The sequence below is a fragment of the Acidovorax sp. PRC11 genome (assembly GCF_031844105.1).
Taxonomy (GTDB): domain Bacteria; phylum Pseudomonadota; class Gammaproteobacteria; order Burkholderiales; family Burkholderiaceae_C; genus Paracidovorax.
This window is the reverse complement of the sequence record NZ_JAUZUQ010000015.1, coordinates 1-25,689: the sequence shown is the minus strand read 5'-3', so window position 1 is coordinate 25,689 and position 25,689 is coordinate 1. Positions and strand designations below refer to the sequence as shown.

23 protein-coding genes are annotated in these 25,689 nt (G+C 70.6%); 6 read left to right on the top strand and 17 right to left on the bottom strand.

Going from position 1 to position 25,689, the window contains the following annotated elements:
* Window positions 1-45 precede the first annotated feature (45 nt).
* A complete protein-coding gene (locus tag Q9R47_RS16875) occupies window positions 46-657 on the bottom strand; it encodes a glutathione S-transferase (RefSeq protein WP_311234344.1) in 612 nt (203 codons plus the stop codon).
* Window positions 658-822: 165 nt separating this feature from the next.
* Between Q9R47_RS16875 and Q9R47_RS16870 the strand changes: the two genes are divergently transcribed.
* A complete protein-coding gene (locus tag Q9R47_RS16870) occupies window positions 823-1,281 on the top strand; it encodes an Lrp/AsnC family transcriptional regulator (RefSeq protein ID WP_171427838.1) in 459 nt (152 codons plus the stop codon).
* A gap of 105 nt (window positions 1,282-1,386) precedes the next feature.
* Here the strand turns inward: Q9R47_RS16870 and Q9R47_RS16865 are convergent, their stop codons facing one another.
* The 3 genes from Q9R47_RS16865 to Q9R47_RS16855 all read right to left on the bottom strand — a co-directional run bounded on the left by Q9R47_RS16865 (window position 1,387) and on the right by Q9R47_RS16855 (window position 3,269).
* Window positions 1,387-1,962, bottom strand: coding sequence for a YceI family protein (locus tag Q9R47_RS16865; RefSeq protein WP_311234343.1), 576 nt, complete (start codon window positions 1,960-1,962; stop codon window positions 1,387-1,389).
* A 96-nt stretch (window positions 1,963-2,058) separates the two neighbouring features.
* Window positions 2,059-2,637 carry a YceI family protein gene (locus Q9R47_RS16860; RefSeq protein WP_311234342.1) on the bottom strand — a complete coding sequence of 193 codons (579 nt, stop codon included), beginning with the start codon at window positions 2,635-2,637 and terminating at the stop codon, window positions 2,059-2,061.
* 74 nt (window positions 2,638-2,711) lie between these two features.
* On the bottom strand, window positions 2,712-3,269 hold the full coding sequence (locus Q9R47_RS16855; protein WP_311234341.1) for a cytochrome b: 558 nt from the start codon (window positions 3,267-3,269) through the stop codon (window positions 2,712-2,714).
* 282 nt (window positions 3,270-3,551) lie between these two features.
* On the opposite strand from Q9R47_RS16855, the gene Q9R47_RS16850 reads away from it, so the two are divergent.
* Complete coding sequence (locus tag Q9R47_RS16850) at window positions 3,552-4,031, top strand: hypothetical protein (protein WP_311234434.1); 480 nt, start codon at window positions 3,552-3,554, stop codon at window positions 4,029-4,031.
* 97 nt (window positions 4,032-4,128) lie between these two features.
* On the opposite strand, the gene Q9R47_RS16845 is transcribed toward Q9R47_RS16850, so the two are convergent.
* From Q9R47_RS16845 to Q9R47_RS16825, 5 genes are read right to left on the bottom strand one after another with little or no spacing between them, the layout of a single operon-like run.
* Window positions 4,129-5,865: a biotin carboxylase N-terminal domain-containing protein gene (locus Q9R47_RS16845; protein WP_311234340.1), complete on the bottom strand. Its 1,737-nt coding sequence runs from the start codon at window positions 5,863-5,865 to the stop codon at window positions 4,129-4,131.
* Between the two features lie 5 nt (window positions 5,866-5,870).
* Window positions 5,871-7,499 carry an urea amidolyase family protein gene (locus Q9R47_RS16840; RefSeq protein WP_311234339.1) on the bottom strand — a complete coding sequence of 543 codons (1,629 nt, stop codon included), beginning with the start codon at window positions 7,497-7,499 and terminating at the stop codon, window positions 5,871-5,873.
* Window positions 7,500-7,536: 37 nt separating this feature from the next.
* The gene (locus tag Q9R47_RS16835) at window positions 7,537-8,346 is read right to left on the bottom strand and encodes a putative hydro-lyase (protein ID WP_311234338.1); all 810 of its coding nucleotides are present in this window, start codon (window positions 8,344-8,346) and stop codon (window positions 7,537-7,539) included.
* Window positions 8,347-8,371: 25 nt separating this feature from the next.
* Window positions 8,372-9,127, bottom strand: a complete 756-nt coding sequence (locus tag Q9R47_RS16830; RefSeq protein WP_311234337.1) for a 5-oxoprolinase subunit PxpA — start codon at window positions 9,125-9,127, stop codon at window positions 8,372-8,374.
* 57 nt (window positions 9,128-9,184) lie between these two features.
* Entirely contained in the window at window positions 9,185-10,432 is a 1,248-nt protein-coding gene (locus tag Q9R47_RS16825) for an MFS transporter (RefSeq protein ID WP_311234336.1), read from the bottom strand.
* 310 nt (window positions 10,433-10,742) lie between these two features.
* On the opposite strand from Q9R47_RS16825, the gene Q9R47_RS16820 reads away from it, so the two are divergent.
* Complete coding sequence (locus tag Q9R47_RS16820) at window positions 10,743-11,423, top strand: GntR family transcriptional regulator (RefSeq protein ID WP_311234335.1); 681 nt, start codon at window positions 10,743-10,745, stop codon at window positions 11,421-11,423.
* Between the two features lie 119 nt (window positions 11,424-11,542).
* Window positions 11,543-12,241 carry a DUF3334 family protein gene (locus Q9R47_RS16815; protein WP_311234334.1) on the top strand — a complete coding sequence of 233 codons (699 nt, stop codon included), beginning with the start codon at window positions 11,543-11,545 and terminating at the stop codon, window positions 12,239-12,241.
* Between the two features lie 55 nt (window positions 12,242-12,296).
* Here Q9R47_RS16815 and dld read toward each other — a convergent pair whose 3' ends face one another.
* From dld to Q9R47_RS16790, 5 genes are all read right to left on the bottom strand, one after another.
* Window positions 12,297-14,108, bottom strand: a complete 1,812-nt coding sequence (gene dld, locus Q9R47_RS16810) for a D-lactate dehydrogenase (protein ID WP_404977163.1) — start codon at window positions 14,106-14,108, stop codon at window positions 12,297-12,299.
* 72 nt (window positions 14,109-14,180) lie between these two features.
* Entirely contained in the window at window positions 14,181-15,317 is a 1,137-nt protein-coding gene (gene lldD, locus Q9R47_RS16805) for an FMN-dependent L-lactate dehydrogenase LldD (RefSeq protein WP_311234333.1), read from the bottom strand.
* Window positions 15,314-16,108, bottom strand: a complete 795-nt coding sequence (gene lldR / locus Q9R47_RS16800; RefSeq protein ID WP_311234332.1) for a transcriptional regulator LldR — start codon at window positions 16,106-16,108, stop codon at window positions 15,314-15,316. The genes lldD and lldR overlap by 4 nt, the downstream gene beginning before the upstream one ends.
* Window positions 16,109-16,246: 138 nt before the next feature.
* Window positions 16,247-17,965, bottom strand: coding sequence for an L-lactate permease (gene lldP / locus Q9R47_RS16795; RefSeq protein ID WP_311234331.1), 1,719 nt, complete (start codon window positions 17,963-17,965; stop codon window positions 16,247-16,249).
* A gap of 226 nt (window positions 17,966-18,191) precedes the next feature.
* On the bottom strand, window positions 18,192-18,662 hold the full coding sequence (locus Q9R47_RS16790) for a DUF2269 domain-containing protein (RefSeq protein ID WP_311234330.1): 471 nt from the start codon (window positions 18,660-18,662) through the stop codon (window positions 18,192-18,194).
* Window positions 18,663-18,821: 159 nt separating this feature from the next.
* Between Q9R47_RS16790 and Q9R47_RS16785 the strand changes: the two genes are divergently transcribed.
* Window positions 18,822-19,340, top strand: coding sequence for a hypothetical protein (locus Q9R47_RS16785; RefSeq protein ID WP_311234329.1), 519 nt, complete (start codon window positions 18,822-18,824; stop codon window positions 19,338-19,340).
* 167 nt (window positions 19,341-19,507) lie between these two features.
* On the top strand, window positions 19,508-19,834 hold the full coding sequence (locus Q9R47_RS16780) for a plasmid stabilization protein (RefSeq protein WP_311234328.1): 327 nt from the start codon (window positions 19,508-19,510) through the stop codon (window positions 19,832-19,834).
* A 22-nt stretch (window positions 19,835-19,856) separates the two neighbouring features.
* Here the strand turns inward: Q9R47_RS16780 and Q9R47_RS16775 are convergent, their stop codons facing one another.
* From Q9R47_RS16775 to Q9R47_RS16765, 3 genes are all read right to left on the bottom strand, one after another.
* Complete coding sequence (locus Q9R47_RS16775; RefSeq protein WP_311234327.1) at window positions 19,857-22,514, bottom strand: EAL domain-containing protein; 2,658 nt, start codon at window positions 22,512-22,514, stop codon at window positions 19,857-19,859.
* A gap of 135 nt (window positions 22,515-22,649) precedes the next feature.
* Window positions 22,650-23,714: a response regulator transcription factor gene (locus Q9R47_RS16770; protein WP_311234326.1), complete on the bottom strand. Its 1,065-nt coding sequence runs from the start codon at window positions 23,712-23,714 to the stop codon at window positions 22,650-22,652.
* The coding region (locus Q9R47_RS16765) for an ATP-binding protein (protein ID WP_311234325.1) at window positions 23,711-25,689 on the bottom strand (1,979 nt) is incomplete at its 5' end. The genes Q9R47_RS16765 and Q9R47_RS16770, both read right to left, overlap by 4 nt.

Here is a 25,689-nt window from a genome sequence, read left to right as displayed (position 1 = left end):
CGACACGGGCCGGCACATGCCGGCCCGTTTTTCATGGGCGGCCGCTCAGCCCACCTGCGGGCACGCCCTGAATGCGGGCAGGTCCTCTGCCGCCACGGCGAAGGCCGCCAGCGCGGGATGCGGCTGCGACCCGATGCGCCCGGGCAGCACCAGGCCGATGAAGCCCCATGCCACCGCCGCGGCGATGCCGCCATGGGTCAGGTCCGCCGCGCTGCCCGCGTGGGCGATGGCCTCCTCCAGCTGCGCGCAAGCGGATTCCAGCTGCAGGCCGGTACGGTCCAGCCAGGGCTGGTGCTGCTTCTCGGGCGGGCGCAGCCGCTGTTCGTAGACGATCTGCACCGCCTTCTCGCACGCGGCGAGCGCGAGGCCGGCCACGCGCAGGTCCTGCAGGCGGGCCGCGGGGCTCTTCGGCACCAGGCGCGCGGCCGCCTCCGGCGAGGCGGCATCGATCCATTGCAGGATCAACGTGGAGTCCATCAGCACCGTGCCGTCGTCCGCCACCAGCGTGGGTGCCTTCACCACCGGGTTCACCGTGCGGAACGCGCCGAAATCGCCGAACACCGACAGGGACCGGTGCTCGAACGGCAGGCCCAGGTGCCGCAGGGTGACGGCGACGCGGCGCACATAGGGAGAGTCGAGCATTCCGTAGAGCTGCATACAAAATCCTTTTCTGGAACAGGCCGCGCAACGGCGGCGACGGGTCATGGGAACGTGCCCTACGATAGGCATGCGCGGCGTGCGCGCACAGGGGCGGGCATCGGAAAAAGCCCCTGCCCGCCGATGAACCATCGGCCGTGGAACCCGCCACGGCCCCGAAGCCCCATGCGAATCGACAAGAAAGACTGGCTGATCCTGCAGGCCCTGCAGACGGATGCGCGGCAGAGCCTGGCCGCGCTGGGCAAGCGCATCGGCCTGTCGCAGCCCGCGATGAGCGAACGCGTGCGCAAGCTGGAAGACGCCGGCATCATCGAAGGCTATGGCGCGCGGGTCGACCTGCGCCGTCTCGGCGTGGGGCTCACCGCGATCATCCGCATCGAGACCACGCACCAGGGCATCGCGCCCTACCTGGAGTTGTTCGAGCGCATGCCCGAGGTGCTGGAGGCCGACCGGGTGACCGGGCAGGACTGCTTCATCGTGCGCTGCGCCATCGCCGAGCCGGCCGACCTGCAGCGCGTGGTGGACGCGCTGGCGGTGCATGGCGCGGTCACCACCTCGCTCGTGCTCTCCAGCCCCGTGCGCAAGCACGCCACGGTGCAGGCGGTGCGCACGCCCCTCCGGTGAGCCGCCCGGGCACGCATGAAAAAGCCGCCGTCCGCGCAAGGGCGGAAGGCGGCCATCGCCCCGGCACGGGTCCGGAACGTCGCGTCGCTGGGCAGCAGCCTGGGCTTACTGCTTGACGGCCTCGACCTGGGCGACGATGCGCACGTTCTTCGGGAAGCCGTACTGCACGCCGTAGTCCAGGCCGAACTGGGTGCGGTCGATGGTCGTTTCGAAGTCGCCGCCGCACACTTCGCGCTTGAGCATCGGGCTCTGGTAGCAGGCGAACTGGTTGGCCTTGAAGGTCGCGGGATGGGTCTGGCCCTTGAGGGTCAGGTTGCCGGCCACGGAGACGAGCTTGTCGCCGTCGAAGGTGAACTGGTCACCCACGAAGCGCGCGGTGGGGTACTTGGCTGCGTCGAAGATGTCGGCGCTCTGCAGGTGCTTGTCGAAGGGCGGCGTGCCGGTGTTGATGGAGTTGATCTGGAAGGTGATGTCCACCTTGCCGGTCTTGGCGGCCTTGTCGAGCTCGATCGTGCCTTCCTTCTTGTCGAAGCGGCCACGGTTCACGCTGGCGCCGAAGTGGCTGATCTCGAACGTGGCAAAGGTGTGCGTCGGCTCCACCGTGTACGTGGCGGTCTGCGCCTGGGCGGCACCGGCAACGAGGGCGGCCGCGGCGGCCAGGGCGAACAGGGATTTGCGCATGTCGGTATCTCCGGTTGAAAGAAAGAAAGAAAGAACGAAGGGAACGGGGGAACGAAGGAAATCGAGGGAAGACGCGGGGACGCGGGCAGCCCGGTGTCAGAGCTTGGGTACGCCGGTGAGCGCGAGCTTGAACTTCACCTGCACGTCGTCGGCCACCATGGAGGTGTCGGCCCACTCGTTCTCGCCGATCTTGAAGGCGAGTCGCTTGATGGGGAAGCTGCCCGTGGCGACGGTGGTGGCGCCGCTCTGGGTGAGCGTGACCGGTGCGACCACGTCCTGCGTGGCGCCCTTGATGCTCAGCTTGCCGGCCACCTCGAACCTGCCCGGCCCCGTGGACTTGATGGCCGTGGACTGGAATGTCGCCTGCGGGAACTTGGGCACGTTGAACCACGTGGCCTTGGGCAGCTCGGCGTCGGACTCCTTCACGCCCAGGGTGGCGCTGCCGGTGTCCACGGTGATCGTGACCTTGCTGGTGGAGAGCTTGGCGGGATCGAAGGCCACCTGCGCATCGAACTTCTTGAAGCGGCCCTCGACGGGCACGCCCATCTGCTTGCTCACGAAGGTGATCTCGCTCTGCTCGGGCACGAGCTTCTGCTGCGCGAACGCGGGAGCGCCGGCCAGCAGCGCGGAGGATGCCAGCGCGAGACCGGCGAAGAGGGAAGGAAGTCGTTGCATGGATCGCTCCGTTGGTTCGTTCGTTGATTCGGTGACAGGACGCAGGCGGCCCGCGGTGCCCATTGCCCGGCCCGTCAGGCCCGCCCGGGCAGCATGCGGCCGATGAGGCCGTCGCGGTCGATGAGCTGGTGCTTCAGGGCCGCGGCCACATGCAGCACCACCAGCGCGGCCAGGGCGTAGGCGGTGATCCAGTGCCAGGGCTTGATGGCCTCCGCCAGTCCGGGGCTCGCCGGCACGAAACTCGGCAGCGGCACGATGCCGAGGAACACGATCGGGAAGCCGGCGGCGGAACTGTAGGCCCAGCCCACGAGCGGCACGGCGAAGAACAGCAGGTACATCAGGTGGTGCGTCCCGTGGTGCGCCGCGCGCTGCCATGCGGGCATGGCGGATTCCACGGCCGCGGGCAGGGCGGGCGGGCGGTGCGTGAGGCGCCAGAGCAACCGCAGCGCCGACAGCGCCAGGATCGCCACGCCGGCCCACTTGTGCCAGTTGTAGAGCTTCAGGCGCTGCGGCGAGAACGGCAGGTCCGTCATGTACAGCCCGAGCAGGAAGACGGCCACGATGGCCGCCCCGAGGATCCAGTGCAGGGCGATGGCGGTGGCCGTGTAGCGGGCCGGGCGGGTCGGATTCATGGGGGTTCGGCAGAGGTCGTTCTGGTCAGGGGCGCATAACAGGTGCGTGCGCCGCAGTCTAGAACGGGAGCCCCCGGAAATCTTCAATGAAATTGATGCAACGATTCAATTTTTGTGAATCGAGAAGCACGCCATGCAACTCGACAGTGACTACGATCATCGGTCATGTCCCCTGTGCGACACACCGTTGCCGCCGGCACGGCGCGGGGGGCATGCGTCCCCTCAACCATCCCAAAGAAGGTCACTGTGAAGAAATTGCTGTTGTCACTCATCGCCTGCACCATGGTCTCCGTCGTCTCGGCCCAAAGTGGTGGCGGCACGCGCGCGCCCTCGGTGGAAGTCCAGTTCGGCAAGCCGACCTTCACGCAGAAGCTCTTCTACGAGAAGCTGTACGAGAAGAAGCCGTTCGAGGACGCCACGCTGTACTACTACGACAACGGCGTCTACAAGATCATTTCGCCCGGTGAAGAGCACTACGGCGTGTTCGTGGTGAACGGCAAGATGACCGACGACGAGTACGCGGTGAACTTCATCTCCCTGCCCTCGACCGACTGGGGCGGCAAGACGGCCATGCATGCCTTGAAGTTCAACCGCAAGACCGGCAAGTTCACCCAGCAGGCGACCTGGGAAGACGACCCGGGCATCGCTCCGCAGTACGGGCGGTTCAGCCAGGACGAGAACACCATCGCCGATCCGCGGCCCGTCAACTGGGACAACCACAACAACCCCGCCGGCCAGACCGCCTGGCCGTTCGGCCGCTGACGGTCTCCTTCCCTGCACCGGCACCGCCCCGGATGCCGCCCGGGACACCGGGGGTGCAGGCAGGTCCGGCTGCCGGGGCCGGGCCGGGCAGAACGGCTCAGGAGGCCACGTGGGCCAGCGGCGCGCCTGCGGCCTGGTAGCTGCCGGTGGCCACCAGGTCCGTGATCCGCCCCGCCCGCGGCGCGGTGACCTGCATCTCCATCTTCATCGCCTCCATCACGGCCACCACATCGCCCTCGGCCACGGTGTCGCCCTCGGCGACCTTCCAGGCCTGGACGGTTCCGGCCACGGGCGCGGGCACGGCGCCTTCCTGCGCCGCTGCGGCCGGGGTGGCCGCGGCCACCGCAGCAGTCCCGCCGCCCGCGGACTGCAGCCCCTGCAGGAGCACGGCCGGCAGGCCCAGCGCCACGCGCCGGCCGTCGATCTCGATCGCGGTGCGCACCAGGGCGGTGTCCTGCAGCGGCTCGGCACGGGCTGCCGCAGCCAGGGTCTCGGCGAAATCGGTCTCGATCCAGCGGGTGTGCACCCGCAGGGCTTCACCGTTGGTGAAATCCTCGTGCTCCATCACCGCGCGGTGGAAGGGCAGCACCGAGGCCACGCCGTCGATGCGGAACTCGCGCAGCGCGCGGCGCGCCCGCGCGATGGCCTGGGCACGTGTGGAACCCGACACGATGAGCTTCGCCATGAGCGAATCGAAGGTGCCCGGCACGATGGAGCCGGCCTGCACGCCGGTGTCCAGCCGCACGCCGGGGCCCGAGGGCGGATCGAACCGGGTCACGCCCCCGGGCGTGGGCAGGAAGCCGCGGCCCACGTCCTCGGCGTTGATGCGGAATTCGATCGAATGGCCGAGCGGCTCGGGCGTCTGCGTGACGCGCAGCGGCAAGCCTTCGGCGATGCGGAACTGCTCCACCACGAGATCGACGCCCGTGGTCTGCTCGGTGACCGGATGCTCCACCTGCAGGCGCGTGTTCACTTCGAGGAACGAGATCGCGCCCGTGCCCGAGAGCAGGAATTCCACCGTGCCGGCGCTCGTGTAGCCGGCGGCGGCGCAGATGTCGCGGGCCGAGGTGTGGATGCGCTCGCGCTGCTCCGGCGTGAGGAAGGGCGCGGGCGCCTCCTCCACGAGCTTCTGGTTGCGCCGCTGCAGGGAGCAGTCGCGCGTGCCCAGCACCACCACGTTGCCGTGCGTGTCGGCCAGCACCTGGGCCTCGATGTGGCGCGGGCGGTCCAGGAACTGCTCCACGAAGCATTCGCCGCGGCCGAAGGCTGCCGTGGCTTCGCGCACGGCGGAGGCGTAGAGGTCTTCCACCTCGTCCATGCGCCAGGCGATCTTCATGCCGCGGCCGCCGCCGCCGAACGCCGCCTTGATGATGATCGGCAGGCCGTGCTGCTCGGCGAAGGCGAGCACCTCGGAGACGTCGTGCACCGGGTCGGCCGTGCCCTGCACGAGCGGCGCGCCCACCTGCAGCGCGAGCCGGCGCGCCTCGACCTTGTCGCCCAGCCGCTCGATCGCCTCGGGCGGCGGGCCGATCCAGGTCAGGCCGGCACCGATCACCGCCCGCGCGAAGCCCGCGTTCTCGGACAGGAAGCCGTAGCCGGGGTGCACGGCATCGGCACCGCTCTTGCGGGCGGCGTCGAGCAGCTTCTCGATGTGCAGGTAGGTATCGGCCGGGCGGTCGCCGCCCAGGCCCCAGGCCTCGTCGGCCATGCGCACGTGCAGCGCGTCGATATCGGCGTCGGCATAGACGGCGACGGAGCCGAGGCCGTAGTCGGCGCAGGCGCGGACAATACGGACCGCGATCTCGCCGCGGTTGGCAATCAGGACTTTTTTCATGGTGTTCAGGAACGGGTGACGGGTTCAAAGGCGCGGATGGGCCGGAAACGCACCCAGGCGTTCACGGGGATCTGGCCTGCCAGATCCAGGTGGTACGGTGCGACGGCGCCGATGACGGGGTAGCCGCCGGTGAGCGGATGGTCTGCCAGGAACAGCACGGGCTGGCCGCTGGGCGGCACCTGGATGGCGCCGGCCACGGTGCCTTCGCTGGGCAGTTCGCCCGGCACGGCGCGCGCCAGCGACACCTCGCCCGCCAGGCGCAGGCCCACGCGGTTGGACTGCGGCGTGACCTGCCAGCGCTGGGAGGCCAGCAGCGCGACGGCTTCGGGCGTGAACCAGTCGGTGCGCGGCCCGGGCACGCAGTCGAGCACGACCTCGCACCCCGCCCCGGGCAGCCCACCCGGGGGCATCTCGGCAGCACCCACCACGGGCAGGCCCTGCGGTGGGCGCACGGGCAGCACGTCGCCGGCGGCCACGGCCGGTGGGCCCACGCGGGCGAGCGTGTCGGTGGAGCAGCTGCCCAGCACCGGCGCCACGCCGAATCCACCGCGCACCGCCAGGTAGCAGCGCGCACCGGCGGTCGGCTCGCCGATGGAGAGTTCGTCGCCATCGGCCAGCGCCACCGGCGTGTAGCGCGGCACCGGCCAGCGCCGGCCGTCGGCGGCCGTGCACAGCAGGGGCGCATCCGCACCGGCCACGGCCACGACGGTGTCGCCCTGGCTGCGCAGGCGCAGGCCGCCCTGCACCGTCTCCAGGCAGGCGGCGCCGGAAGGATTGCCCACGAGCCGGTTGGCGGCGCGGCAGGCGGCCCGGTCCATCGCGCCGGAGGCCGAAACGCCCTGCCCTGCATGGCCATGGCGGCCCAGGTCCTGGAACAGGGTCTGCAGGCCTGCGGACACCACGCCCAGCGCCGCCCCACCAGCCCCGCTCTCGGCCGAAGCGACGGCGGCAGGTGCGGGTGCGGGTGCCAGAGCCGCTCCAGGCCCCGCTGCGCAGAGCGCCTCGCGCGCCGCCCCGCTCAGCGTGGCCATGTCCACGAAGCGCACGCGCGCGCCGGGCTGCAGGAGCGCGGGGGGATCGCGGTCGATGTCCCACATCGCCAGGGGCGTGGTGCCGATGATCTGCCAGCCGCCCGGGCTGGCCTGCGGATAGATGCCGCTGAACACGCCCGCCAGGCCCACGGCGCCGGCCGGGATGCGGGTGCGCGGGGTGCGGCGGCGCGGCACGTCCAGGGACGGATCACCGCCGGCCAGGTAGCCGAAGCCGGGAGCGAAGCCGGTGAAGGCCACGGTGTATTCGCTGCCGGTGTGGCGGCGCACTACGTCCTCGGGCGTCGTGCCCAGCATCCCGGCCACCTCGGCCAGATCCTCGCCGTCGTAGCGCACGGGAATCTCCAGCAGCATGTCGCCGCGCTGCGCCGTGCCGCGCACGTCGCGCCGCGCGATGGCATCCACCAGCGCGGCGAAGCTCTGCACCGTGGGCCGGAAAAGGACCAGGAGGGTGCGCGCGGCCGGCACCAGTTCCTCGATGCCGCCGACGGGCGTGCGCCGCAGCGACGCGAGCAGCGCGAGGGTCTGGTCCAGATCGTCCAGCTCGACCAGCAGGGCATTCAGGTTGACGGGAAGAAAGCGCAATCGGAACTCCAGCCGGTAAAGGGAAAACTGCGGGCCGTCACACGTGGTAGGTGCTGTCGGGCACGTCGGTGATGAACATGTAGCCCGGCGCGTGGGTGATGGCGAAAGGCACGCCCGATGCCATCACGGCCGCCTGGGGCGTCACGCCGCAGGCCCAGAACACGGGAACCTCGCCGGGACGGATCTCCACCGGATCGCCGAAGTCGGGCCGCGCCAGGTCGGCGATGCCCAGCGCCGCCGGGTCGCCCACGTGCACGGGCGCGCCATGCACCGACGGGAAACGGCCCGAGATCGACACCGCATCGGCCACCCGGTCGGCGGGAACGGGGCGCATCGACACCACCAGCTCGCCGCGCAGCCGCCCCGCGGGCCGGCACTGGCGCTGCGTGCGGTACATCGGAACGTTGCAGCCCTGGGCGATGTGCCGCACCTCGATGCCGGCCTCCTGCAGCGGCGTCTCGAACGTGAAACTGCAACCGATCAGGAAAGTGACGAGATCCGGGTGCTCGGCCCAGAGCGCGGTGGCGTCGGAGACTTCTTCGGCGAGCCGGCCGTCGCGCCAGACACGATAACGGGGAATGTCGGTGCGCAGGTCGGCGCCTTCGGCGAGCACGGTGGCGTGGCTGCCGGCCTCGATCACGTCCAGCACCGGACAGGGCTTGGGATTGCGCTGCGCGTAAAGCAGGAAGTCCCAGGCCCAGTCGCGCGGCAGGGCGATCATGTTGGCCTGGGTCATGCCCGGGGCGCGGCCGGCGGTGGGTTCGATGAGGCCAGCGCGGTAGCGGTTGCGGGCGTCGCGCGCGGCCTGCATGGCCTCGGCGCGGGCGGTTTGCAGGGGGGAATTCATGGGCGGCTCCGTGGGGTCGGGTTCATCATGCGAAGGCGCGCAGCGCAATGCCTTCGCGCTCCAGCGCCTCGCGCACGGCACGGGCCATGGCCACGGCACCGGGCGAGTCGCCGTGCACGCAGATCGAGTCGGCGCGCACGCGGGTGGTGCTGCCGTCGATGGCCTGCACCGTGCCTTCGCGCACGAGTTGCAGCATGCGGCGTGCGACCTCGGCCGCGTCGTGCAGCACCGCGCCGGGCTCGCGCCGCGACACCAGCGTGCCCTGCGGCGTGTAGGCGCGGTCGGCGAAGGCTTCGGCCACGACGCGCAGGCCGGCGTCCGCCGCCCAGCGTTCGAGCGGCGAGCCGGCCAGCACCACCAGCGCGAGGGACGGGTCGATGGCGCGGATGGCCGTGATCACGTCGCGCGCCTGCCGCTCATCGTGCGCGATGGTGTTGTAGAGCGCGCCGTGCGGCTTCACGTAGGTCACGCGCGTTCCGGCGGCCGTGGCCAGGCCCTGCAGCGCGCCGATCTGGTAGATGACGTCGGCCACGAGGTCGGCGCTCGCCACATCCATGTTGCGGCGGCCGAATCCGGCCAGGTCCGGGTAGGCGACGTGGGCGCCCACCGAGACGCCGCGCTCCCGCGCGGCGCGCAGCGTGGCCAGGATGCCGGCCGCATCGCCTGCGTGGAAGCCGCAGGCCACATTGGCGCTGGTGACGATGCCGAGCATGGCGGCGTCGTCGCCCATGCGCCAGGCGCCCAGGCTCTCGCCCAGGTCACTGTTCAGGTCGATATGCATACGAGAGAAAAGGGATGTCGAGGAATGGGATGCGGGCAGGCAGCAGGACCGCAGCCCTCAGGTCGCCACTTCGGTGCTGGCGGAGAGTTCGCGCCCCTGCGTCTCGGGCAGCAGCAGGCAGGCGATGACGACGATCAGGTAGGCGCCCGCCGCCATGTAGCCGATGGAGACGCCCAGCGGCATGCTGGCGCTCATGTGGCCGATCATCGCAGGGAAGACCGAGCCCACCGCGCGGCCGAAGTTGTAGCAGAAGCCCTGGCCCGAGCCGCGGATGTGGCTGGGGAACAGCTCGGACAGGTAGGCGCCCATGCCCGAGAAGATGCCCGAGAGGAAGAAGCCCAGCGGGAAGCCCAGCACCATCATGGCGGCGTCGGTGATCGGCAGCTGCGTGTAGCAGGTCACCAGAACGCCCGCGCAGACGGCGAACAGGATGAAGCAGCGGCGGCGGCCCAGGCGGTCGGACAGCCAGGCGCTGGTGAGATAGCCGGCGAAGGAACCGACGATCAGCACCATCAGGTAGCCGCTGGTGCCCAGCACGGAGAGGTTGCGCTCCATCTTCAGGTAGGTGGGCAGCCAGGTGGTGACGGCGTAGTAGGCGCCCTGCATGCCGGTGGCCAGCAGGCTCGCGAACACCGTGATGCGCAGCACGCCCGGCTTGAAGATCAGCCAGAAGCTGGCGCTCTGCCCCGTGCGGGCCAGTTCGGCGCGGGTTTCGCGGAAGACGGCCGGCTCGCTGATGTTGCGGCGGATGTAGAGGATGAAGAGCGCGGGCAGCGCGCCCAGCCAGAACAGCACGCGCCATGCGTACTGCTGGTCCACCAGCGCATAGACGGCCCAGAAGGCGATGGCCGACAGGCCCCAGCCCACGGCCCAGCTGCTCTGCACCAGGCCCACGGCCTTGCCGCGGTGGCGGGCGCGGATCATCTCGGCGATCAGCACCGAACCCACCGACCATTCACCGCCGAAGCCCAGCCCCTGCAGCATGCGGGTGATGAACAGCTGTTCGGCCGACTGGGTGAAGCCGCTCAGGAACGTGAAGAAGCTGAACCACAGCACCGTCAGCTGCAGGATCCGCACCCGGCCGTAGCGGTCCGCCAGGATGCCGGCCAGCCAGCCGCCGACGGCCGAGCTGATGAGCGCGCCGGTGGCGATGTAGCCCGCCTCGGCCTTGGTCATGCCCCAGACCAGGATGAAGGTCGGGATCATGAAGGTATAGATCATGTAGTCGAACGCATCGACGCCATAGCCGACGAACGCGGCGAAGAGCGTTTTGCGCTCTTCCTTGTTGGTTTCCTTGAGCCACATGGTGTGTTTCCGTTTCTGCGAGGGGAAGAAGCAAGAGGAAGATGACCCACGGTGATGAGCAAATACCGCGCCAACTTCTCATCAAAGACCCACCCATTGGTGAATCATCTGAACAAATTGTTGAACAACTTGAATTTGATCGTTGATGGGGATTACCCGCATGGCGATGGTGCGGCCATGGCACCGGCAGGGTGCTGCGGCCGCCCCGGCTGCGTGCGCAGGAGGCCCGCCGCCCGATACACTGGCGCTCCGGACGTACGCTCCGCCCTGCCGCGGCGCCGTGTCTCTCCCCTTCCCCTGCCCGCTGCCGATGAGTGAACTTCCCGCCCAGAACCTGACGGACCGCGTCAGCGACCAGATCCGACGCCGGATCGTGGCCGGCGAACTGGCCCCGGGCCAGCGCCTGTCCGAAGCCGCGCTGGCCGAAAGCCTGGACATCTCGCGCAACACCCTGCGCGAGGTGTTCCGCCTGCTCACCAAGGAAGGCCTGCTCAAGCACGAGCCCAACCGGGGCGTGTCGGTGGCGGTGCCCAGCATCGCGTCCATCATCGACATCTACCGCGTGCGCCGGCTCATCGAATGCCAGGCGCTGGCCCAGGCCTACCCGCGCCATCCGGCCAAGAAGCATCTGCGCCAGGCGGTGGAGACCGCCCTGCGCTGCCGCGACGCGGGCGACTGGCAGGGTGCCGGCACGGCGAACATGGAGTTCCACATGGCCGTGGTGGAACTGGCCGACAGCGAGCGCCTGAACGTGATGTTCTCGCACCTGCTGGCCGAACTGCGCCTGGCCTTCGGGTTGCTCGACGACGCGGAATTCCTGCACGCGCCCTACGTGGAAATGAACGTGAAGATCGTCGAGCTGTTCGAGGCCGGCCGGCTGCAGGAGGCGGCCGCCGCCCTGCACGACTACCTGGTGCATTCCGAACGCATCGTGCTCGCGGTGTACGCGCGGCGCATCTCCGAGCCCGGCCTGGAGCGCGGCGCCCGTTAGCGTCCCGCAACGCGGGCTGTTCCGGGGCCGCGCGGAGCCGTCCGCGCGCTACACTGCACGCGGCCCGGGAGCCCGCCCGCGCCATCCCCTTTTTGAGCCCGACCGCAGCCCGCACCCCCATGAGCACGCCCGACAAGTCCGCCCCCACCTACGGCACCGAAGACCTGCTGATCAGCCTGTGCAACTCCGTCACGCGCGTGCTGAGCCTGGCCACGCAGACGCAGCTGCACTACTCCGGCATGGTGCAGCGCATCAGCAAGACCTGCCTGCGGCCCGACATCGGCTGCTTCGTGCTGTTCGACGGCGGCTTCTCCGGGCTGGTCATCATCAACCTCAGCAAGGAGGCGGCGATGGAGATCTACCAGAGCTACCTGCTGAGCATGGGCATGTCGCAGGACGACCTCGCCAGCTCCTACACCTCCGACGAGGTGGCGAACGTGATGGGCGAGCTCATGAACCAGGTGGTGGGCGATTTCACCGGCAAGGTGCGGCGCGAACTGCAGACGCACATCACGCAGAACCAGCCGAAGATGCTGGTGCTGAACAAGCAGGTGATGCTGAGCGTGGACGCCAACCTCGACCAGCCCGAGGCGCGCCGCGTGACCTTCTACACGGCCAAGAACCACATCTTCTACCTGGAACTCGCGATCGACCGCACCGAGTTCATCAAGCTCTACGACTTCGAGCCGCAGGAAGCCCCCGATCCCGACGCGCTGCTGGCGCAGGCGGACGGCGGCAATGCATCGGCCCCGTCCGCTCCGCCGGCGGCCGGGTCCGACAGCGACACGGACGATCTGCTCAAATCGCTCGGCATGTGATCGCGCTCGCGGGCCGCATGCGGGCTGCGGGGCCCGCCGCGGGCCCTGCCACGGCTCAGCGGGAGAGCGCCGCGGCCTGCGCGCCTTCGCGGGCGCCGTCCGTCTCCGAATAGCCCTTCGGCCACTGCGCGGGCGCATCGCAGCAGGCCTCCCAGCCGCGCAGCCGCGGCGTGTGCCCGATGCCCGGGTTGAACGTGTTGGTCGGGTCCAGCTGGCGGTAGAAGTCCGCCAGCGCGGGCTTGGCCACGTAGAGGTGCCCCACGTTGTGCTCGGCCGGGTACTCGGCGCGGCGCGCATCGAGCAGCCCCCACATGCGGTGCTCCATCGCCAGCGGGTCCACGCCCTTCTTCACGATGTAGTCCTGGTGGAACACGTGGCAGAAGAAATGCCCGTAGTAGAGCTTGTGCACCACGCCGGCCTCCACGTCCGCCGGCAGCTGTTCCACCCATTCGCGGTCGTTGCGGCGCAGCGCGACGTCCAGCGCCACGATGTCCTCCACGCTGCCGCGGTGCGCCTCGCGGTAGCGGATGGCGGCGCCGGCGATGGCGAAGCGGTGCAGGAAGGCCTTGCGGCCCTCCTGCGCATCGCACTCGAAGAAGCCCCCGCTCGTGCTGCCGCCGAAATGCCGCGCCAGGAACTCGCGCGTGGCCTGCGCCGTGTCGTCGGAGACGCGCACCAGCAGGTGGTGCTCGTAGCGCTCGCGCATCTGCCGCATGCGCGGCGGCAAATGGCTGGGCAGCAGGTTCGTCAGCGCCTGGATGGCGCGGTCGGTCACGCCGCGCAGCCCGAAGCGCTCGAGGAAGCCGTCGATGCGGCTCTTGAGCGCGAACGCGGCCGGCACCCGCGCCGTGCCCAGGCGGTCGATCAGCAGGAAGGTGTCCTTGCCGTACCGCTCGCCGATGTCGTAGGCCGTGCGGTGGATGTACTCGCCCGCGATCGGCAGGCGCGGCAGTGCCGTCAGCAGGTGGCGGCGCACGGCGGTGAGGTCGTCGGGTGCATTGCTGCCGATGTAGAAGACGGTGCTGGACTCCTTCGGGAACGTGTCCAGCCGCACGGCGAACAGGCAGAGCTTGCCGGCGGAACCGGAGGCCTCGAACAGCCGCGACGGATCGGCGTTGAAGCGCGCGGGCGTGTCGGCGTCCACCGCGCGCACGTGCTCGCCGTAGTTCGGATCGGAGGCGGCGCGCTGGGGGTCGTGCGCCACCTCGGCGGCGGTGTAGTCGCCGTTCTGCAGGCGCGTGAGGATCTCTTCCGGGGTGCTGCCCAGCGCGATGCCGAGGTGGTTCACGAGCTGCAGCGTGCCGTCGTCGCGCACGCGGGCATAGAGCGCCAGCTCGGTATAGGCCGGGCCGCGCCGCACCAGCGCGCCGCCGGAGTTGTTGCAGATGCCGCCCAGCACCGAGGCGCCGATGCACGACGAGCCGATCACCGAATGCGGCTCGCGCCCGAGCGGCGCCAGCACCTGTTCGAGACGGTCCAGCGTGGCGCCCGGCAGGCAGACCACCTGCTCGCCGCCGCCGAGCACCTGCACGCCGGTGATGCGCAGCGTGCTGACGAGCACGATCTCTCGGTCGTAGCCCGCGCCGTCGGGCGTCGAGCCGCCGGTCAGCCCGGTATTGGCCGCCTGCATGATGACGATGCGCCCGGCCGCCACGGCGGCCTGCAGCACGCGCCACTGCTCCAGCAGCGTGCCGGGCCGCACCACGGCGAGCACCGGCCCTTCGCCGGTGCGGTGCCCCTTGCGGAAGCGCCGCGTGGCCTGGTCGCCGGTGAGCACGTGGGCCGCGCCGACGGCGGCACGCAGCTGCGCGAGCAGCGCCTCGCGCGAAGTGGAAGCAGTAGCCGATTCATCCATCATGTGGTTCATCCGTGCGCCGCATCGAAGGCGCGGGCGTTGATAAGGCGCGGCCCCGCCGCTCAGGGGGATGCCGCCAGGCCGTCAGGCCTTCACCAGCAGGTCGCCGGTGATGTCGGACACTTTCGCCACGCTCGTGAGCGTCATCGCCACGCGCATCTCCTTTTCCAGCAGTTCCAGCACGTGCTTCACGCCGGCCTCGCCGGCCGCGGCCAGGGCATAGATGAAGGCGCGGCCGATCATCGCGGCGTCGGCGCCGAGCGCGATGGTGCGCACCACGTCCAGGCCGTTGCGGATGCCCGAGTCGGCCAGGATCTTGATCTGCCCCTTGACCGCATCGGCGATGGCCGGCAGCGCGTGCGCGGAGGACAGCACGCCATCGAGCTGGCGCCCGCCGTGGTTGGAGACGATGATGCCGTCGGCGCCGAAGCGCACCGCGTCCTTCGCGTCTTCCGGGTCCAGGATGCCCTTGATGAGCATCGGGCCCTTCCAGAAGGCGCGGATCCATTCCAGGTCCTTCCAGGAAATGGACGGATCGAAATTCGCCCCCAGGTAGCCCATGTAGTCCGCCAGGCCCGTGGGCTTGCCGAGGTAGGCCGAGACGTTGCCCAGGTCGTGCGGGCGGCCCAGCGCGCCCACGTCCCAGGCCCAGCGCGGGTGCGTGGCGGCCTGCCAGTAGCGGCGCAGCGCGGCGTGGGGGCCGCTCATGCCGGAATGCGCGTCGCGGTAGCGCGCGCCCGGCACGGGCATGTCCACCGTGAACACCAGCGCCGAGCAGCCCGCCGCCTGCGCGCGCTCCAGCGCGTTCTTCATGAAGCCGCGGTCCTTGAGCACGTAGAGCTGGAACCACATCGGCCGGCCGAGCTTCGGCGCCACCTCCTCGATCGGGCAGACCGAGACGCTGGACATGGTGAACGGCACGCCGTGCCGGTCGGCCGCGCGCGCGGCCTGCACCTCGCCGCGCCGTGCGTACATGCCCGTCAGGCCCACGGGCGAGAGCGCCACGGGGATCGAGAGCTTCTCGCCGAACAGCTCGATGCTGGTGTCGAGCCGGCTCATGTCCTTGAGCACGCGCTGGCGCAGCGCGACCGCAGCCAGGTCCTCAACGTTGCGGCGCAGCGTCTGCTCGGCATAGGCGCCGCCGTCGATGTAGTGGAAGAGGAAGGGGGGCAGGCGCCGGCGCGCGGCCTCGCGGTAGTCGGCGGTGGAAGAGATGATCATGGTTGTCGTGTGGATTCGTTGGGCAGCAGCGGCGCGGGCCCCGCGTCGAGCGGCATGCGCGTGGACCGCTCGCGGCGGGCGCGGTCTTCGTCCAGGCGCTGGATGGTGGTGCGCACGTGCTCCAGGTGATCGCCGATGCACAGCCGGGCGCGCTGTGCGTCGCCGTCGAGGATGGCCTGCATCAGGCCCTGGTGCTGCTCGGTGAGCATCTGCAGGGTCTGCGGCGCGCTCAGGCGGAACATGTCGTGCCGGTTGCGCTCCACGGTGGAGAGCACCATGGTGAACAGGCTGTGCATCACCTGCACCAGCACCAGGTTGTGCGAGGCTTCGGCGATGGCGAGGTGGAACTGCGCGTCGGCGCGCGCGGCCAGCTCGGAGTTGCCGCTCTGCTGGTGCTGCAGCATCACTTCGAAGCAGCGCCGGATGCGGTCCTTGTCCTGCGGCGTGGCGCGCTGGGCGGCGAGCCACGCGGTACTGCTCTCCAGCGCATGGCGGGTCTCCAGCACGTCGTAGCGGTAGTGCGGATCGGACTCCATCAGCTGCTTGAGCGGCGCCACGGCCGGCTGCAGCCATTCCGCGGCGCCGGCCGCCTGCAGGTACGTGCCGTCGCCGCGCCGGCTGGCCAGCAGGCCCTGGCTCACGAGCTTCTGGATCGCCTCGCGCACTGAGGTGCGGGACACGCCCAGCTCGTCCGCGAGCTGTCGCTCGGCGGGCAGCCGCTGGCCGGCCTGCAGCCCGCGGGCCTGCACCAGGGCAAGCAGTTTCTCGACGACGTGATCGGCCAGGCGCATGGTGTTCCTAGAAAAGTTCAGGGGTGACTTCCCGTGGCGCCAGGCACCACGCGCGTTGCATGGACCCCGCACGGCCTGTCCGGTCCGATGGCCGCGGAGCAGGCCCGGCCAGCGGACGCCGTGGAAGGGGGGTGTTCATCAATGCCCCGGGATCATCCACGGAAACACATAGGCCTGCAGCGTGGTGATGATGCCGATGATGGCCGCGAAGACCAGGCTGTGCTTCACCGTGAAGCGGAACAGGTCCGACTCGCGCCCGGCCAGCCCCACCGCCGCGCAGGCGATGGCGATGGACTGCGGCGAGATCATCTTGCCGGTGACGCCGCCCGTGGTGTTGGCCGCCACCGTGAGCACCTGCGGCAGGCCGAGCTGCTGCGCGGTGGTGGCCTGCAGCGCGGCGAACAGCGCATTGGCCGACGTGTCCGAGCCGGTCAGGAACACGCCGATCCAGCCGAGGAACGGCGAGAAGAAGGTGAAGGCATGGCCCGTGTGCGCCAGGGCCAGCGCCAGCGTGGCGGACAGGCCGGAATAGTTGGCGATGAAGGCGAAGGCCAGCACCATGCCGATGGAATAGATCGGCACGGCGAGTTCCCTGAAGGTTTCGCCGAGCGTCGCCACCGCCTTGGCGGGCGACAGGCGCGTGAAGACGATCGTGACCAGCGCTGCGATCAGGATGGCCGTGCCGGTGGCGGAGAGCCAGTTGAACGAGTACACCGCGCCGTACGGCGTGGCGGCCGCGACGACCGGCGGGGCTTTCTCCACCAGGTTGTGCAGGAACGGCACCGGGATGTTGACCACGGTGGAAGCGAGCGCGCCCTGCGCCGCGAACAGTGCCTTGAAGGGCTTGAGGCTCCAGAGCGTGACCACGGCGGTGAGGATGATGAAGGGCGACCAGGCCTTGAAGACGGCACCGGCGGTCAGCGGCACGCCGCTGGAGACACCGGTGGCCGCCGGGGGCGCGGCCTTGCCGCGCGCGGCCGGCCTTGCGCCGCCGCGCGCACCGGCTGCCACGGGCTCCGCCTCGAAGCGGAAGATGCGCCGGGGCTGCCACACTTTCAGGAACAGCGTCAGCACCACCAGCGAGACGATGGCCGAGGTGATGTCCGGCAGCTCGGGGCCGATGTAGTTGGCCGTGAGGAACTGCATGACGGCGAACGAGCCGCCGCCCACCAGCACGGCCGGCCACGTCTCCTTCACGCCGCGCCAGCCGTCCATGATCGCCATGAGCCAGAACAGCACCAGCACCGTCATGAACGGCAGCTGGCGGCCGGCCATCTGGCCGATGGCGAAGGCGTCCACGCCCGATACCTGGCCCGCCACGATGATCGGTATGCCCATCGCGCCGAATGCCACGGGCGCCGTGTTGGCGATCAGGCAGAGGCCGGCGGCGTAGAGCGGCTTGAAGCCCAGGCCTACCAGCAGCGCGGCGGTGATGGCCACCGGCGCGCCGAAGCCGGCCGCGCCTTCGAGGAACGCGCCGAAGCAGAAACCCACCAGGATGAGCTGCAGGCGCTGGTCCTCCGTCACCGACAGGATCGACGAGCGGATGACGGCGAACTGCCCCGTCGCCACCGAAATCTTGTAGAGGAACACCGCGGCCACGATGATCCAGGCGATCGGCCACAGGCCGTAGAAGAAGCCGTACACGGCCGAGGCGAGCGCGGCGCTCACGGGCATCCGGTAGAAGAACAGCGCCACGGCCAGCGACAGCAGCACGGTGACGGTGCCGGCCTGGTAGCCCTTGAGCCGCAGCCGCGTCAGGGCCAGGAAGAAGAAGACGATGGGAATGAGCGCCACCAGCGCGGAAATCCAGATGTTTCCCGCGGGGTCGTAGTTCTGCTGCCAGAGGGGTTGCATGGCGAGGTCGGTCGGTGATGGAGGGCCGGCGCGCGCCTGGTGTGGCGGCCCGCCGGAAAAACTGCTGCACGGTCTGTATGCGCCAAAATTGGTAATACCAATTCAACCAATCCACACAGCAGCGCGCATTCTCCGACCTGATCCTTTGACAATATACAGGGTTAACCCGGCACAGCCTGCGATTGCAATAAATTTCACACGAATTGGTATTACCAATTATCAACCATCAGCCGCCGGATGGTTTGCTCACCATGAACCAGAAGATCGCCAGGAACGCCGCCAGCGCCGGGACTCCGAGCAGTACCCAGGCGATGAAGAAGCGCCACAGTTCGGCCCAGGCGCCAGGCTGCCCGGCCTCGGCGCGCACGGCCGCGTCGCGCATGCGGATCTGGATCCAGACCACCGGCAGCCAGCAGGCCATCGCCAGCGCGTAGAGCCCGATCGAACGCGCGAGCCACGGGGTGCTCCACGGCAGGCCCATGAGGTGCACCAGCCACCAGCCCGTGAGCGGCTGCAGCACCGCCGTGGTGCCGGTGAAGAGCCAGTCGGCGCGCACCACCCAGCGCGTCATCGGCACGATGAAGCGCAGGTCTTTGCCGATCATCGCCACGAGCAGGTAGAACGCCGTGCCGATGCCGGTGCCGAACAGCACCGTGGACGAGAGGATGTGCAGCCACTTGACGACGAGATATTCCATGGATCGTTGTTTCCTTTCTTGCTTCGCAGGACGTGCGCTCCTGCATGCGATGGATGCGCCCTCCGACAGGCTCGGCGGCGCGCCGGTGGCGATGATGTTCCTTACCCCCTCCCTCTTCCCCACCCCCTTTCCTTTCACCGCGACCCCCAGGAGCCCGCCATGCCCATCGACTGGAACCGTACCCTGCGCGAAGGCGCCATCGCTGGCGGCTGGGCCAGCGTGCTCTCCACCGTGGCCCTGCTGTGCGCGGGCCGACGCCAGGCCCGTGCCACGGTGACGCCCGTCAACGCCGTCAGCCACTGGTTCTGGGGCGACTCCGCGCTGCGCGAGCACCGCACCCGCCTCTCCCACACCCTGCCCGGCTACCTCATCCACCACGGTGCGTCCGTCTTCTGGGCCGCTGCCAGCGCCGCAGCCCGCGACGCACGCGGACCGGCTCCGCGGGAAACCTGGGGCCAGGTCTGCCGCCGCGCGGCGGTCACCTCCGCGGCGGCCTGCTACGTCGATTTCCGGCTCACCCCGCGCCGCTTCACGCCCGGCTTCGAGCACCACCTCAGCCGCCCCGCGCTGGCCGCCGTGTACGCCGCTTTCGGCGCCGGACTGGCGATCGGCACGGCGATGGTGCTGCGCAACGGCCATGCCGCCGCCCCGCGCCCAACGCCGCCCTTGACTGCCTGAGCCTTCATCGCCATGCGCGGCAATCCGCGTGCCCGGCACGCCGTGCGGCGTCCTACGGCGTCACTCCCCCTGCGCCGACAGGGCGGGCCGTGCCGAGGCGTTCAGATAACGCCACCCGGTGCCGCACAGGCATCGCCCTTCCTTCCATCGGAACCAAGGAGTACGCCATGCCCCGAGCCGCCTGGAGCGACCGACGCGAACGCCAGTACGAACACATCAAGGACAGCCTGAAGGACCGCGGGCGCAGCGAGAAGACCGCCGAGCAGATAGCGGCCCGCACCGTGAACAAGGAACGCGCGCAGCACGGCGAGGCGAAGGAGGCCAGTCCGAAAACCGTGCACGACACGCCCGCGCCGGTGCGCGGCGGAAAGCGCTCCCACACCGGCGCACAGGGCCGCACGCGCGAGCAGCTCTACGAGGAAGCCCGCAGGAAGGGCATCGCGGGCCGCTCGAAGATGAACAAGGCGGAACTGGAAAAGGCCGTGGGCCGCTGATTGGCGATGGCGGCGGCGGAGGTCATGCGCCCGGCGGCACGCTCCTGTCCGGGGCACGACCCTGCGCCGGGCCGGTGGCACAGGTGCCTTCCATCGGGGCGGCCGGGGCCGCGGCCCAGAGCCCGCCCAGCGCGTCGGCCGGCAGCGCCCCGCCGAAGTGGAAGCCCTGCACTTCGTCGCACGGATGGCGCATCAGGCAGTCGAGCTGGGCCCGGGTTTCCACGCCCTCGGCGCGCACCGACAGGCCCAGCGAGTGCGCCAGGGCGCTCACCGCCTGCACGATCGCCTGGTCATGCGGCCGCTCGGGCAGGTGCGCGACGAAGCCGCGGCCGATCTTGATGCCGTCGGGCAGCAGTTGCCGCAGGCAGGCCAGCGGCGAGAAGCCCGATCCGAAATCCCCCAGCGTCAGCCGCACGCCCTGCCGCTTGAGCGCCGCGATGCATTCCATCGCTTCCTGGCCATGCACCAGCAATACTTCCTCGCCGATCTCCAGTTCCAGACGCTGCGGCGCGAGACCGCTGGCACGCAGCGCCGCCGCCACCACGGAGGCCAGATCGTCGCCCTGCGCGCCCGCGCTGCCGAACTGGCCGGCCGAGAGATTCACGGACACGCGCACGCCGGCCGGCCAGCCGGCGGCGTCGCGGCATGCCGTCTCCAGCACCCACCGGCCGAGCGGCCGGATCAGGCCCGTGTCCTGCGCCAGCGGCAGGAACGCCTCGGGCAGCAGCAGCCCGCGCGATGGATGCTGCCAGCGCACCAGCGCCTCCAGGCTGCGCAGCGCGCCGCCGTCCACCGCATGGCAGGGCTGGTAGTGCAGGCGCAGCGCGCCGGTGCGCAACGCCGCGCGCAGGTCCTGCTCCAGTTGCAGCCGCTCCATCGCCTGCCGGTCCAGCGCATCGGTGTAGCGGCGCCAAGTGTTGCGGCCGGCCGCCTTTGCGTCGTAGAGCGCGATGTCGCCCTTGCGCAGCAGTTCCTGCGCCGTGTCGGCGTGCCGCGGCGCCTGCACCACGCCGACGCTGGAGCCGATGAAGACGGTCGTCCGGCCATCGGGCACGAAGGGTTCGCCGAGCGCGGCCACCACGGCGGCGCAGCGGCTGTCGATGGACTCCTGCGGCAGATCACCCGGCAGCGCGAGGACGAACTCGTCCCCGCCCAGCCGCGCGACGAGATCCTGCGGCCCGACCAGCGTCAGCAGGCGGCGGGCCACTTCCTGCAGCACCTGGTCTCCCAGCGCGTGGCCCAGCGCGTCGTTGACGGGCTTGAAGCGGTCCAGGTCCAGGCACAGCAGCACCAGCGGCCCGCCCGGCTCCAGGTGCGCCGCCAGGAACTGGTGCAGCCGCCGCCGGTTGGGCAGGCCGGTGAGCATGTCGTGCAGAGAAAGGTGCCGCACCCGCGCCTGGGCCTGCCATTCCTCGGTGAGGTCGGTGGCCGTGCCGCGGAAGCCCTGGCCGCCCTCGACCGCGCGCGCGGTGATGCGGCAGATGCGCTGCAGGCCCGCGCTGTCGTCGATGTGGCAGGTCAGGGAGTTGCGCGCGGAGCCGTGCGCGCCGTCGTTCCCGCGCGCGCCTGCGCGCTCCATCCAGGGCAGCAGCGGCTCGGCGCCCTCGGGCCGGAGCAGCTCGTCCAGCGGCCGGCCCAGCCAGTCGCCGCGGCGGTGACCGGTCACCTGCGAGAACCGGTCGGAGAGGTAGCAGAGGCGCCCTGCGGCATCCGTCTCCCACAGCCAGTCCGACGAGGTCTCCGCCATGTCGCGGAAGCGCCGTTCGCTGTCCTGCAGCCCCGCCTGGCTGGTGCGCAGGGCGTGCAGCTGCGCATCGATCTGCCGGGACGACGCGAGGGCATTGCGCAGCAGCAGGAACAGCACGCCGAGCAACAGCAGCACGCCGCCCGCGAACAGCGGCAGGGTCTGGCGCAGCAGGTCGCGGCCCGGCCGGGGCGGCTGCCAGTTCAGCCGGATGGCGGAGCCCGGCAGCGGCATGGACTCGTAGCCCGGCAGCGGCTGGCGCGACACGGTGAGGGCCGGCAGGCCGTAGGTGTCGCTCAGCTGCCCGAGCCGGGCGGCGTCCAGCACCGTCACGAACATCATCACGGAGGGAGGGCCGGGCGATACCGGCACGGACGCATCCCACCCCGGCGTGATGGTGGCAGCGGCCACGATCGCCGGCATGCCCGCCACCTCCATCGCCCGCACTTCGCTGCCGTCCTTCAGCTCCGGGCGGCGCGCCTCGGCGACCAGCCCGGCCACGTCGCCCTGGAGCCAGTCGGTGAGCGGCCGCGCGGTGGACCGGCCGTCGATGACGCCGTACACCGTGCGGTCCCGCCCATCGACCACCCAAACGCCGTTGTAGCCGTACAGGTCGAACGGGATGTCGCCCACGTTGCGCTGGTCGTCGGCCCAGAACTTGTCCACCTTCAGGTGCAGGTGCCGGTAGGCCTCGCCCCACTTGCTGTAGTTGATGATGTTGCGCCCCATCTCGCCCCGCTGCTGCTCCAGGCTGCGCTGGATGAAGACGCGCGAGCGCGTCAGGACGTCGGCGTCCTGGCTGAGCGCGTTGGTGATGAGCAGGTAGGCGCCCAGGCCGATCAGCGCCAGCAGAACCCAGATGGCGGGAAACAGCCGCCGCAGCAGCGGGCGATCGCGGCGCGGGTCTGCCCGGCGCGGGGGGACGGTGTCGTTCATGGGAAGGGGCGCAAGCCGATGGCCGGACGGGCTTCGGCAACCGGGCGCGGGGCCGCACACCCTGCGCCAATTGTCACAGAATGTATATTTCGGCGTTCCGTAGGGTTACTGCGCGCCCCAGCGGACGGAAGGCACCTATCCCTCGAACTGCGGATGCGTCTGCCGGATGCGCGCCATGGCGATGCCCGCCGCGGCCGTGCGCGTCTCCACCCCCAGCTTCACATAGACGCGCTCCAGGTGCTTCTTCACCGTGGCGGGGCTGGAGCCCAGGATGTCACCGATGTCGCGGTTGGTCTTGCCCTTGAGCAGCCAGTACAGCACCTCGGCCTCGCGCGCGGTGAGCCGGAAGCCCAGGGCCAGCGCCTCGATCACTGCCGCGTCGGACACCTCGCGCATCACGATCAGCCAGTCGCCCCCGCCCTCGCTGTCGCCGGTCTGCCGGTGCAGGCTGAACGACAGGCGCCGTGCACCGCGCTCCACCACCAGGCGCGGCGGCTCGGTCTGCTGCGCGGCGAACGACGGCACCTGCGGCAGCAGCGCCCGCAGCCAGTCGGCCACCGGCTGCGGCGTGGCGGCCGGATCGTGCGGTGCATCGCCTTCGGCCGGGAAATACGCGCGCAGCAGCGTGCGCGCCAGCGCGGTCTGCCACATCAGCCGGCCGTCGCTCGCGCGCACGGTGATGCTGGCGTAGCCGAAGGCATCCAGCGCATTGCGCGCCTGCCCGGCCTGGCGCATGTCCTGCCGCGCGCGGCGCGCGCCCTGCAGATGGACATGCATGCGCGCCAGCACCTCGCGCGGCTTGATGGGCTTGGTCACGTAGTCCACGGCGCCGGCGGCCAGGGCCGCCTCCAGGTGCTCGGTCTCGGTGAGGCCCGTCATGAAGATGATGGGGATGTGCGCGGTGGCGGCGTGGGCCTTGAGGCGGCGCGCGACCTCGAAGCCGTCCATGCCGGGCATCATGGCGTCGAGCAGCACCGCGTCGGGCATGGCCTGGGCGGCCCGGGCCAGCGCGGTCTCGCCGCTGGTGGCGACCAGCACGGTGTAGCCGGATTCGTCCAGCGCGTCGTGCAGCACGGCCAGGTTGTCGGGCACGTCGTCCACGATCAGCACCAGGCCGGCACTGTCGTGCTCCCTCAGCGGCGCGGCGCGCGCGGCGGCGGAATCGGAAGCAGGGGCGGAAGGCATGTGCGCGTCGGTCATGGGGCTCGGGTCGGTGTCATGAGGCGGGCCAGTGCCTCGAACTGGAACTGCCGCGCCAGCGCGCGCGCCTGGGCGATCCAGGCGGCGCATTCGGGCTGCGCGGACTCGATCTCCGCCAGCTGGGCCATCACGCCCCGGTAGTAGCCCAGCTCCACGGCCTCGGCCAGCGGGGCGAGCCGGGCGGCATCCGGCGCGGCCAGCGCCAGCGCCGGCAGCGGCGCAGGGGGCCCGGGCGGCGGAACGGAGGGCGCGGCCTCCGGCAGCCACTGCAGGGACAGCCGCCGCTCCAGCCAGTCCAGCAGCTCGGTATGGCGCACGGGCTTCACGATGAAGTCCTCGGGCCTGATGCCCACGTCGTTCTCCAGCCCCTTGTCGAAGGCGTTCGCGGACACCACGGCCACATGCGTCCGCACATGGCCCGCGGCACGCAGGCGGCGGATCGTTTCCCAGCCGTCGATGCCCGGCATGGCCAGGTCCATGAAGACCACGTCCGGCCCATAGCCGGCGGCCAGCAGGTCGAGCGCATCGTGCCCGCTGGCGGCGGTGCGCAGCTCGAAGCCGAGGGGCGCGAGCAACTGCACCAGCAGTTCGCGGTCCGGCTCCTCGTTGTCCACCACCAGGATGCGGCGGCGCGGGCCGGCATAGCCGCGACGCACCGCGCGCGGGCGGGCCGCGTTCACATCGGCGGCCAGCGCCCCCGGATGCACTTCGGGCAGGAACAGGCGGATGCGGAACAGCGCGCCCGCGCCCGGCCGGCTGGCCACCGTCATCTCGCCGCCCATCAGCTCGGTCAGCATCTTCGCGATCGTCAGCCCCAGGCCTGCGCCGGGCGCCGCGCCCTGGCTGCTGGCCGTGCCCCGCGCGAAGGGCTCGAAGATGCTGGCGCGCTCGGCATCGGTCAGGCCCGGCCCGCTGTCCTCGATCTCGATCAGCGCCAGCTCGCGCGCGTGCCGCACACCCAGGCGCACGTGGCCGCCCGGCGTGAACTTGATGGCGTTGCCGATCAGGTTGATCAGGATCTGCCGCACCCGCTTGTCGTCGCCGCGCACCACCTCGGGCAGCACGCCCTGCGGATCGAAACGGAACGCCAGGCCCTTGGCGCGGGCCTGGGGCTCGAACATCTCCACCATCTCGTGCACGCAGTCGGCGAATCGCATCGGGCGCACCTGCAGCGTGAGCTTGCCGCTCTCGATGCGGGCGATGTCCAGCGTGCCGTCGATCAGCGTGAGCAGGTGCTCGCCGCCGCGCCGGATCACCCCCACCGCCTGCTGGCGGTGCGGCGGCACGGACGCGTCCTCCCCCATCAGCTGCGCATAGCCCAGGATGCTGTTGAGCGGCGTGCGCAGCTCGTGGCTGATGGCACTGATGTAGCGGCTCTTGGCCTGGTTGGCCTGGTCGGCCAGGCGCCGGGCGTGCTCCGCCTCCTCGCGCGCTTCCTCGGCCACGCCGCGCGCCTGCTCCGCCGTGCGGCGGGCCTCCTGCAGCGCCTGGTCGGTCTGCCGGTGCAGCGTGATCTCGCGCTGCAGCAGGTGCGTCTGCCGGTTCGATTCCTCCTGCGCCACCTTGCGGCTCTTGTGGGCCAGCACCAGCCACCAGGCCACGATGCCCGAGATGACCAGCAGTGCCAGGTAGGCCTTGAGCAGCCCCGACCGCAGCGCGCCCACCGGCGCGCCGGCCGCGCCCAGCGACTGGAGTTCCTGGTGGTAGAAGAGCCCGAACACCGCGGCCAGCAGCGGCGCGATCACCAGCATCAGCAGCAGGAAGTGCCCCAGCCCCGAATCCAGCAGGCGCCAGGCGCTGCGCGGCAGCAGCCAGCGCAGCGCCGCCGCCCACTGCACGGCCAGGTGCGCATGGGGCTTGCACATGTCGCCGCAGCGCGCATCCAGCGTGCAGCACAGCGAGCAGATGTGGCCGCGGTAGGCGGGGCAATGGGCCATGTCCGGCGCCTCGTACTCGCGCTCGCAGACCACGCACC

What these genes read in the sequence shown, in the direction of transcription:
- Q9R47_RS16875 (WP_311234344.1), bottom strand. Translation starts at nt 657, where the DNA reads ATGCAGCTCTACGGAATGCTCGACTCTCCCTATGTGCGCCGCGTCGCC.
- Q9R47_RS16870 (WP_171427838.1), top strand. Translation starts at nt 823, where the DNA reads ATGCGAATCGACAAGAAAGACTGGCTGATCCTGCAGGCCCTGCAGACG.
- Q9R47_RS16865 (WP_311234343.1), bottom strand. Translation starts at nt 1,962, where the DNA reads ATGCGCAAATCCCTGTTCGCCCTGGCCGCCGCGGCCGCCCTCGTTGCC.
- Q9R47_RS16860 (WP_311234342.1), bottom strand. Translation starts at nt 2,637, where the DNA reads ATGCAACGACTTCCTTCCCTCTTCGCCGGTCTCGCGCTGGCATCCTCC.
- Q9R47_RS16855 (WP_311234341.1), bottom strand. Translation starts at nt 3,269, where the DNA reads ATGAATCCGACCCGCCCGGCCCGCTACACGGCCACCGCCATCGCCCTG.
- Q9R47_RS16850 (WP_311234434.1), top strand. Translation starts at nt 3,552, where the DNA reads ATGGTCTCCGTCGTCTCGGCCCAAAGTGGTGGCGGCACGCGCGCGCCC.
- Q9R47_RS16845 (WP_311234340.1), bottom strand. Translation starts at nt 5,865, where the DNA reads ATGAAAAAAGTCCTGATTGCCAACCGCGGCGAGATCGCGGTCCGTATT.
- Q9R47_RS16835 (WP_311234338.1), bottom strand. Translation starts at nt 8,346, where the DNA reads ATGAATTCCCCCCTGCAAACCGCCCGCGCCGAGGCCATGCAGGCCGCG.
- Q9R47_RS16830 (WP_311234337.1), bottom strand. Translation starts at nt 9,127, where the DNA reads ATGCATATCGACCTGAACAGTGACCTGGGCGAGAGCCTGGGCGCCTGG.
- Q9R47_RS16825 (WP_311234336.1), bottom strand. Translation starts at nt 10,432, where the DNA reads ATGTGGCTCAAGGAAACCAACAAGGAAGAGCGCAAAACGCTCTTCGCC.
- Q9R47_RS16820 (WP_311234335.1), top strand. Translation starts at nt 10,743, where the DNA reads ATGAGTGAACTTCCCGCCCAGAACCTGACGGACCGCGTCAGCGACCAG.
- Q9R47_RS16815 (WP_311234334.1), top strand. Translation starts at nt 11,543, where the DNA reads ATGAGCACGCCCGACAAGTCCGCCCCCACCTACGGCACCGAAGACCTG.
- dld (WP_404977163.1), bottom strand. Translation starts at nt 14,108, where the DNA reads ATGAACCACATGATGGATGAATCGGCTACTGCTTCCACTTCGCGCGAG.
- lldD (WP_311234333.1), bottom strand. Translation starts at nt 15,317, where the DNA reads ATGATCATCTCTTCCACCGCCGACTACCGCGAGGCCGCGCGCCGGCGC.
- lldR (WP_311234332.1), bottom strand. Translation starts at nt 16,108, where the DNA reads ATGCGCCTGGCCGATCACGTCGTCGAGAAACTGCTTGCCCTGGTGCAG.
- lldP (WP_311234331.1), bottom strand. Translation starts at nt 17,965, where the DNA reads ATGCAACCCCTCTGGCAGCAGAACTACGACCCCGCGGGAAACATCTGG.
- Q9R47_RS16790 (WP_311234330.1), bottom strand. Translation starts at nt 18,662, where the DNA reads ATGGAATATCTCGTCGTCAAGTGGCTGCACATCCTCTCGTCCACGGTG.
- Q9R47_RS16785 (WP_311234329.1), top strand. Translation starts at nt 18,822, where the DNA reads ATGCCCATCGACTGGAACCGTACCCTGCGCGAAGGCGCCATCGCTGGC.
- Q9R47_RS16780 (WP_311234328.1), top strand. Translation starts at nt 19,508, where the DNA reads ATGCCCCGAGCCGCCTGGAGCGACCGACGCGAACGCCAGTACGAACAC.
- Q9R47_RS16775 (WP_311234327.1), bottom strand. Translation starts at nt 22,514, where the DNA reads ATGAACGACACCGTCCCCCCGCGCCGGGCAGACCCGCGCCGCGATCGC.
- Q9R47_RS16770 (WP_311234326.1), bottom strand. Translation starts at nt 23,714, where the DNA reads ATGACCGACGCGCACATGCCTTCCGCCCCTGCTTCCGATTCCGCCGCC.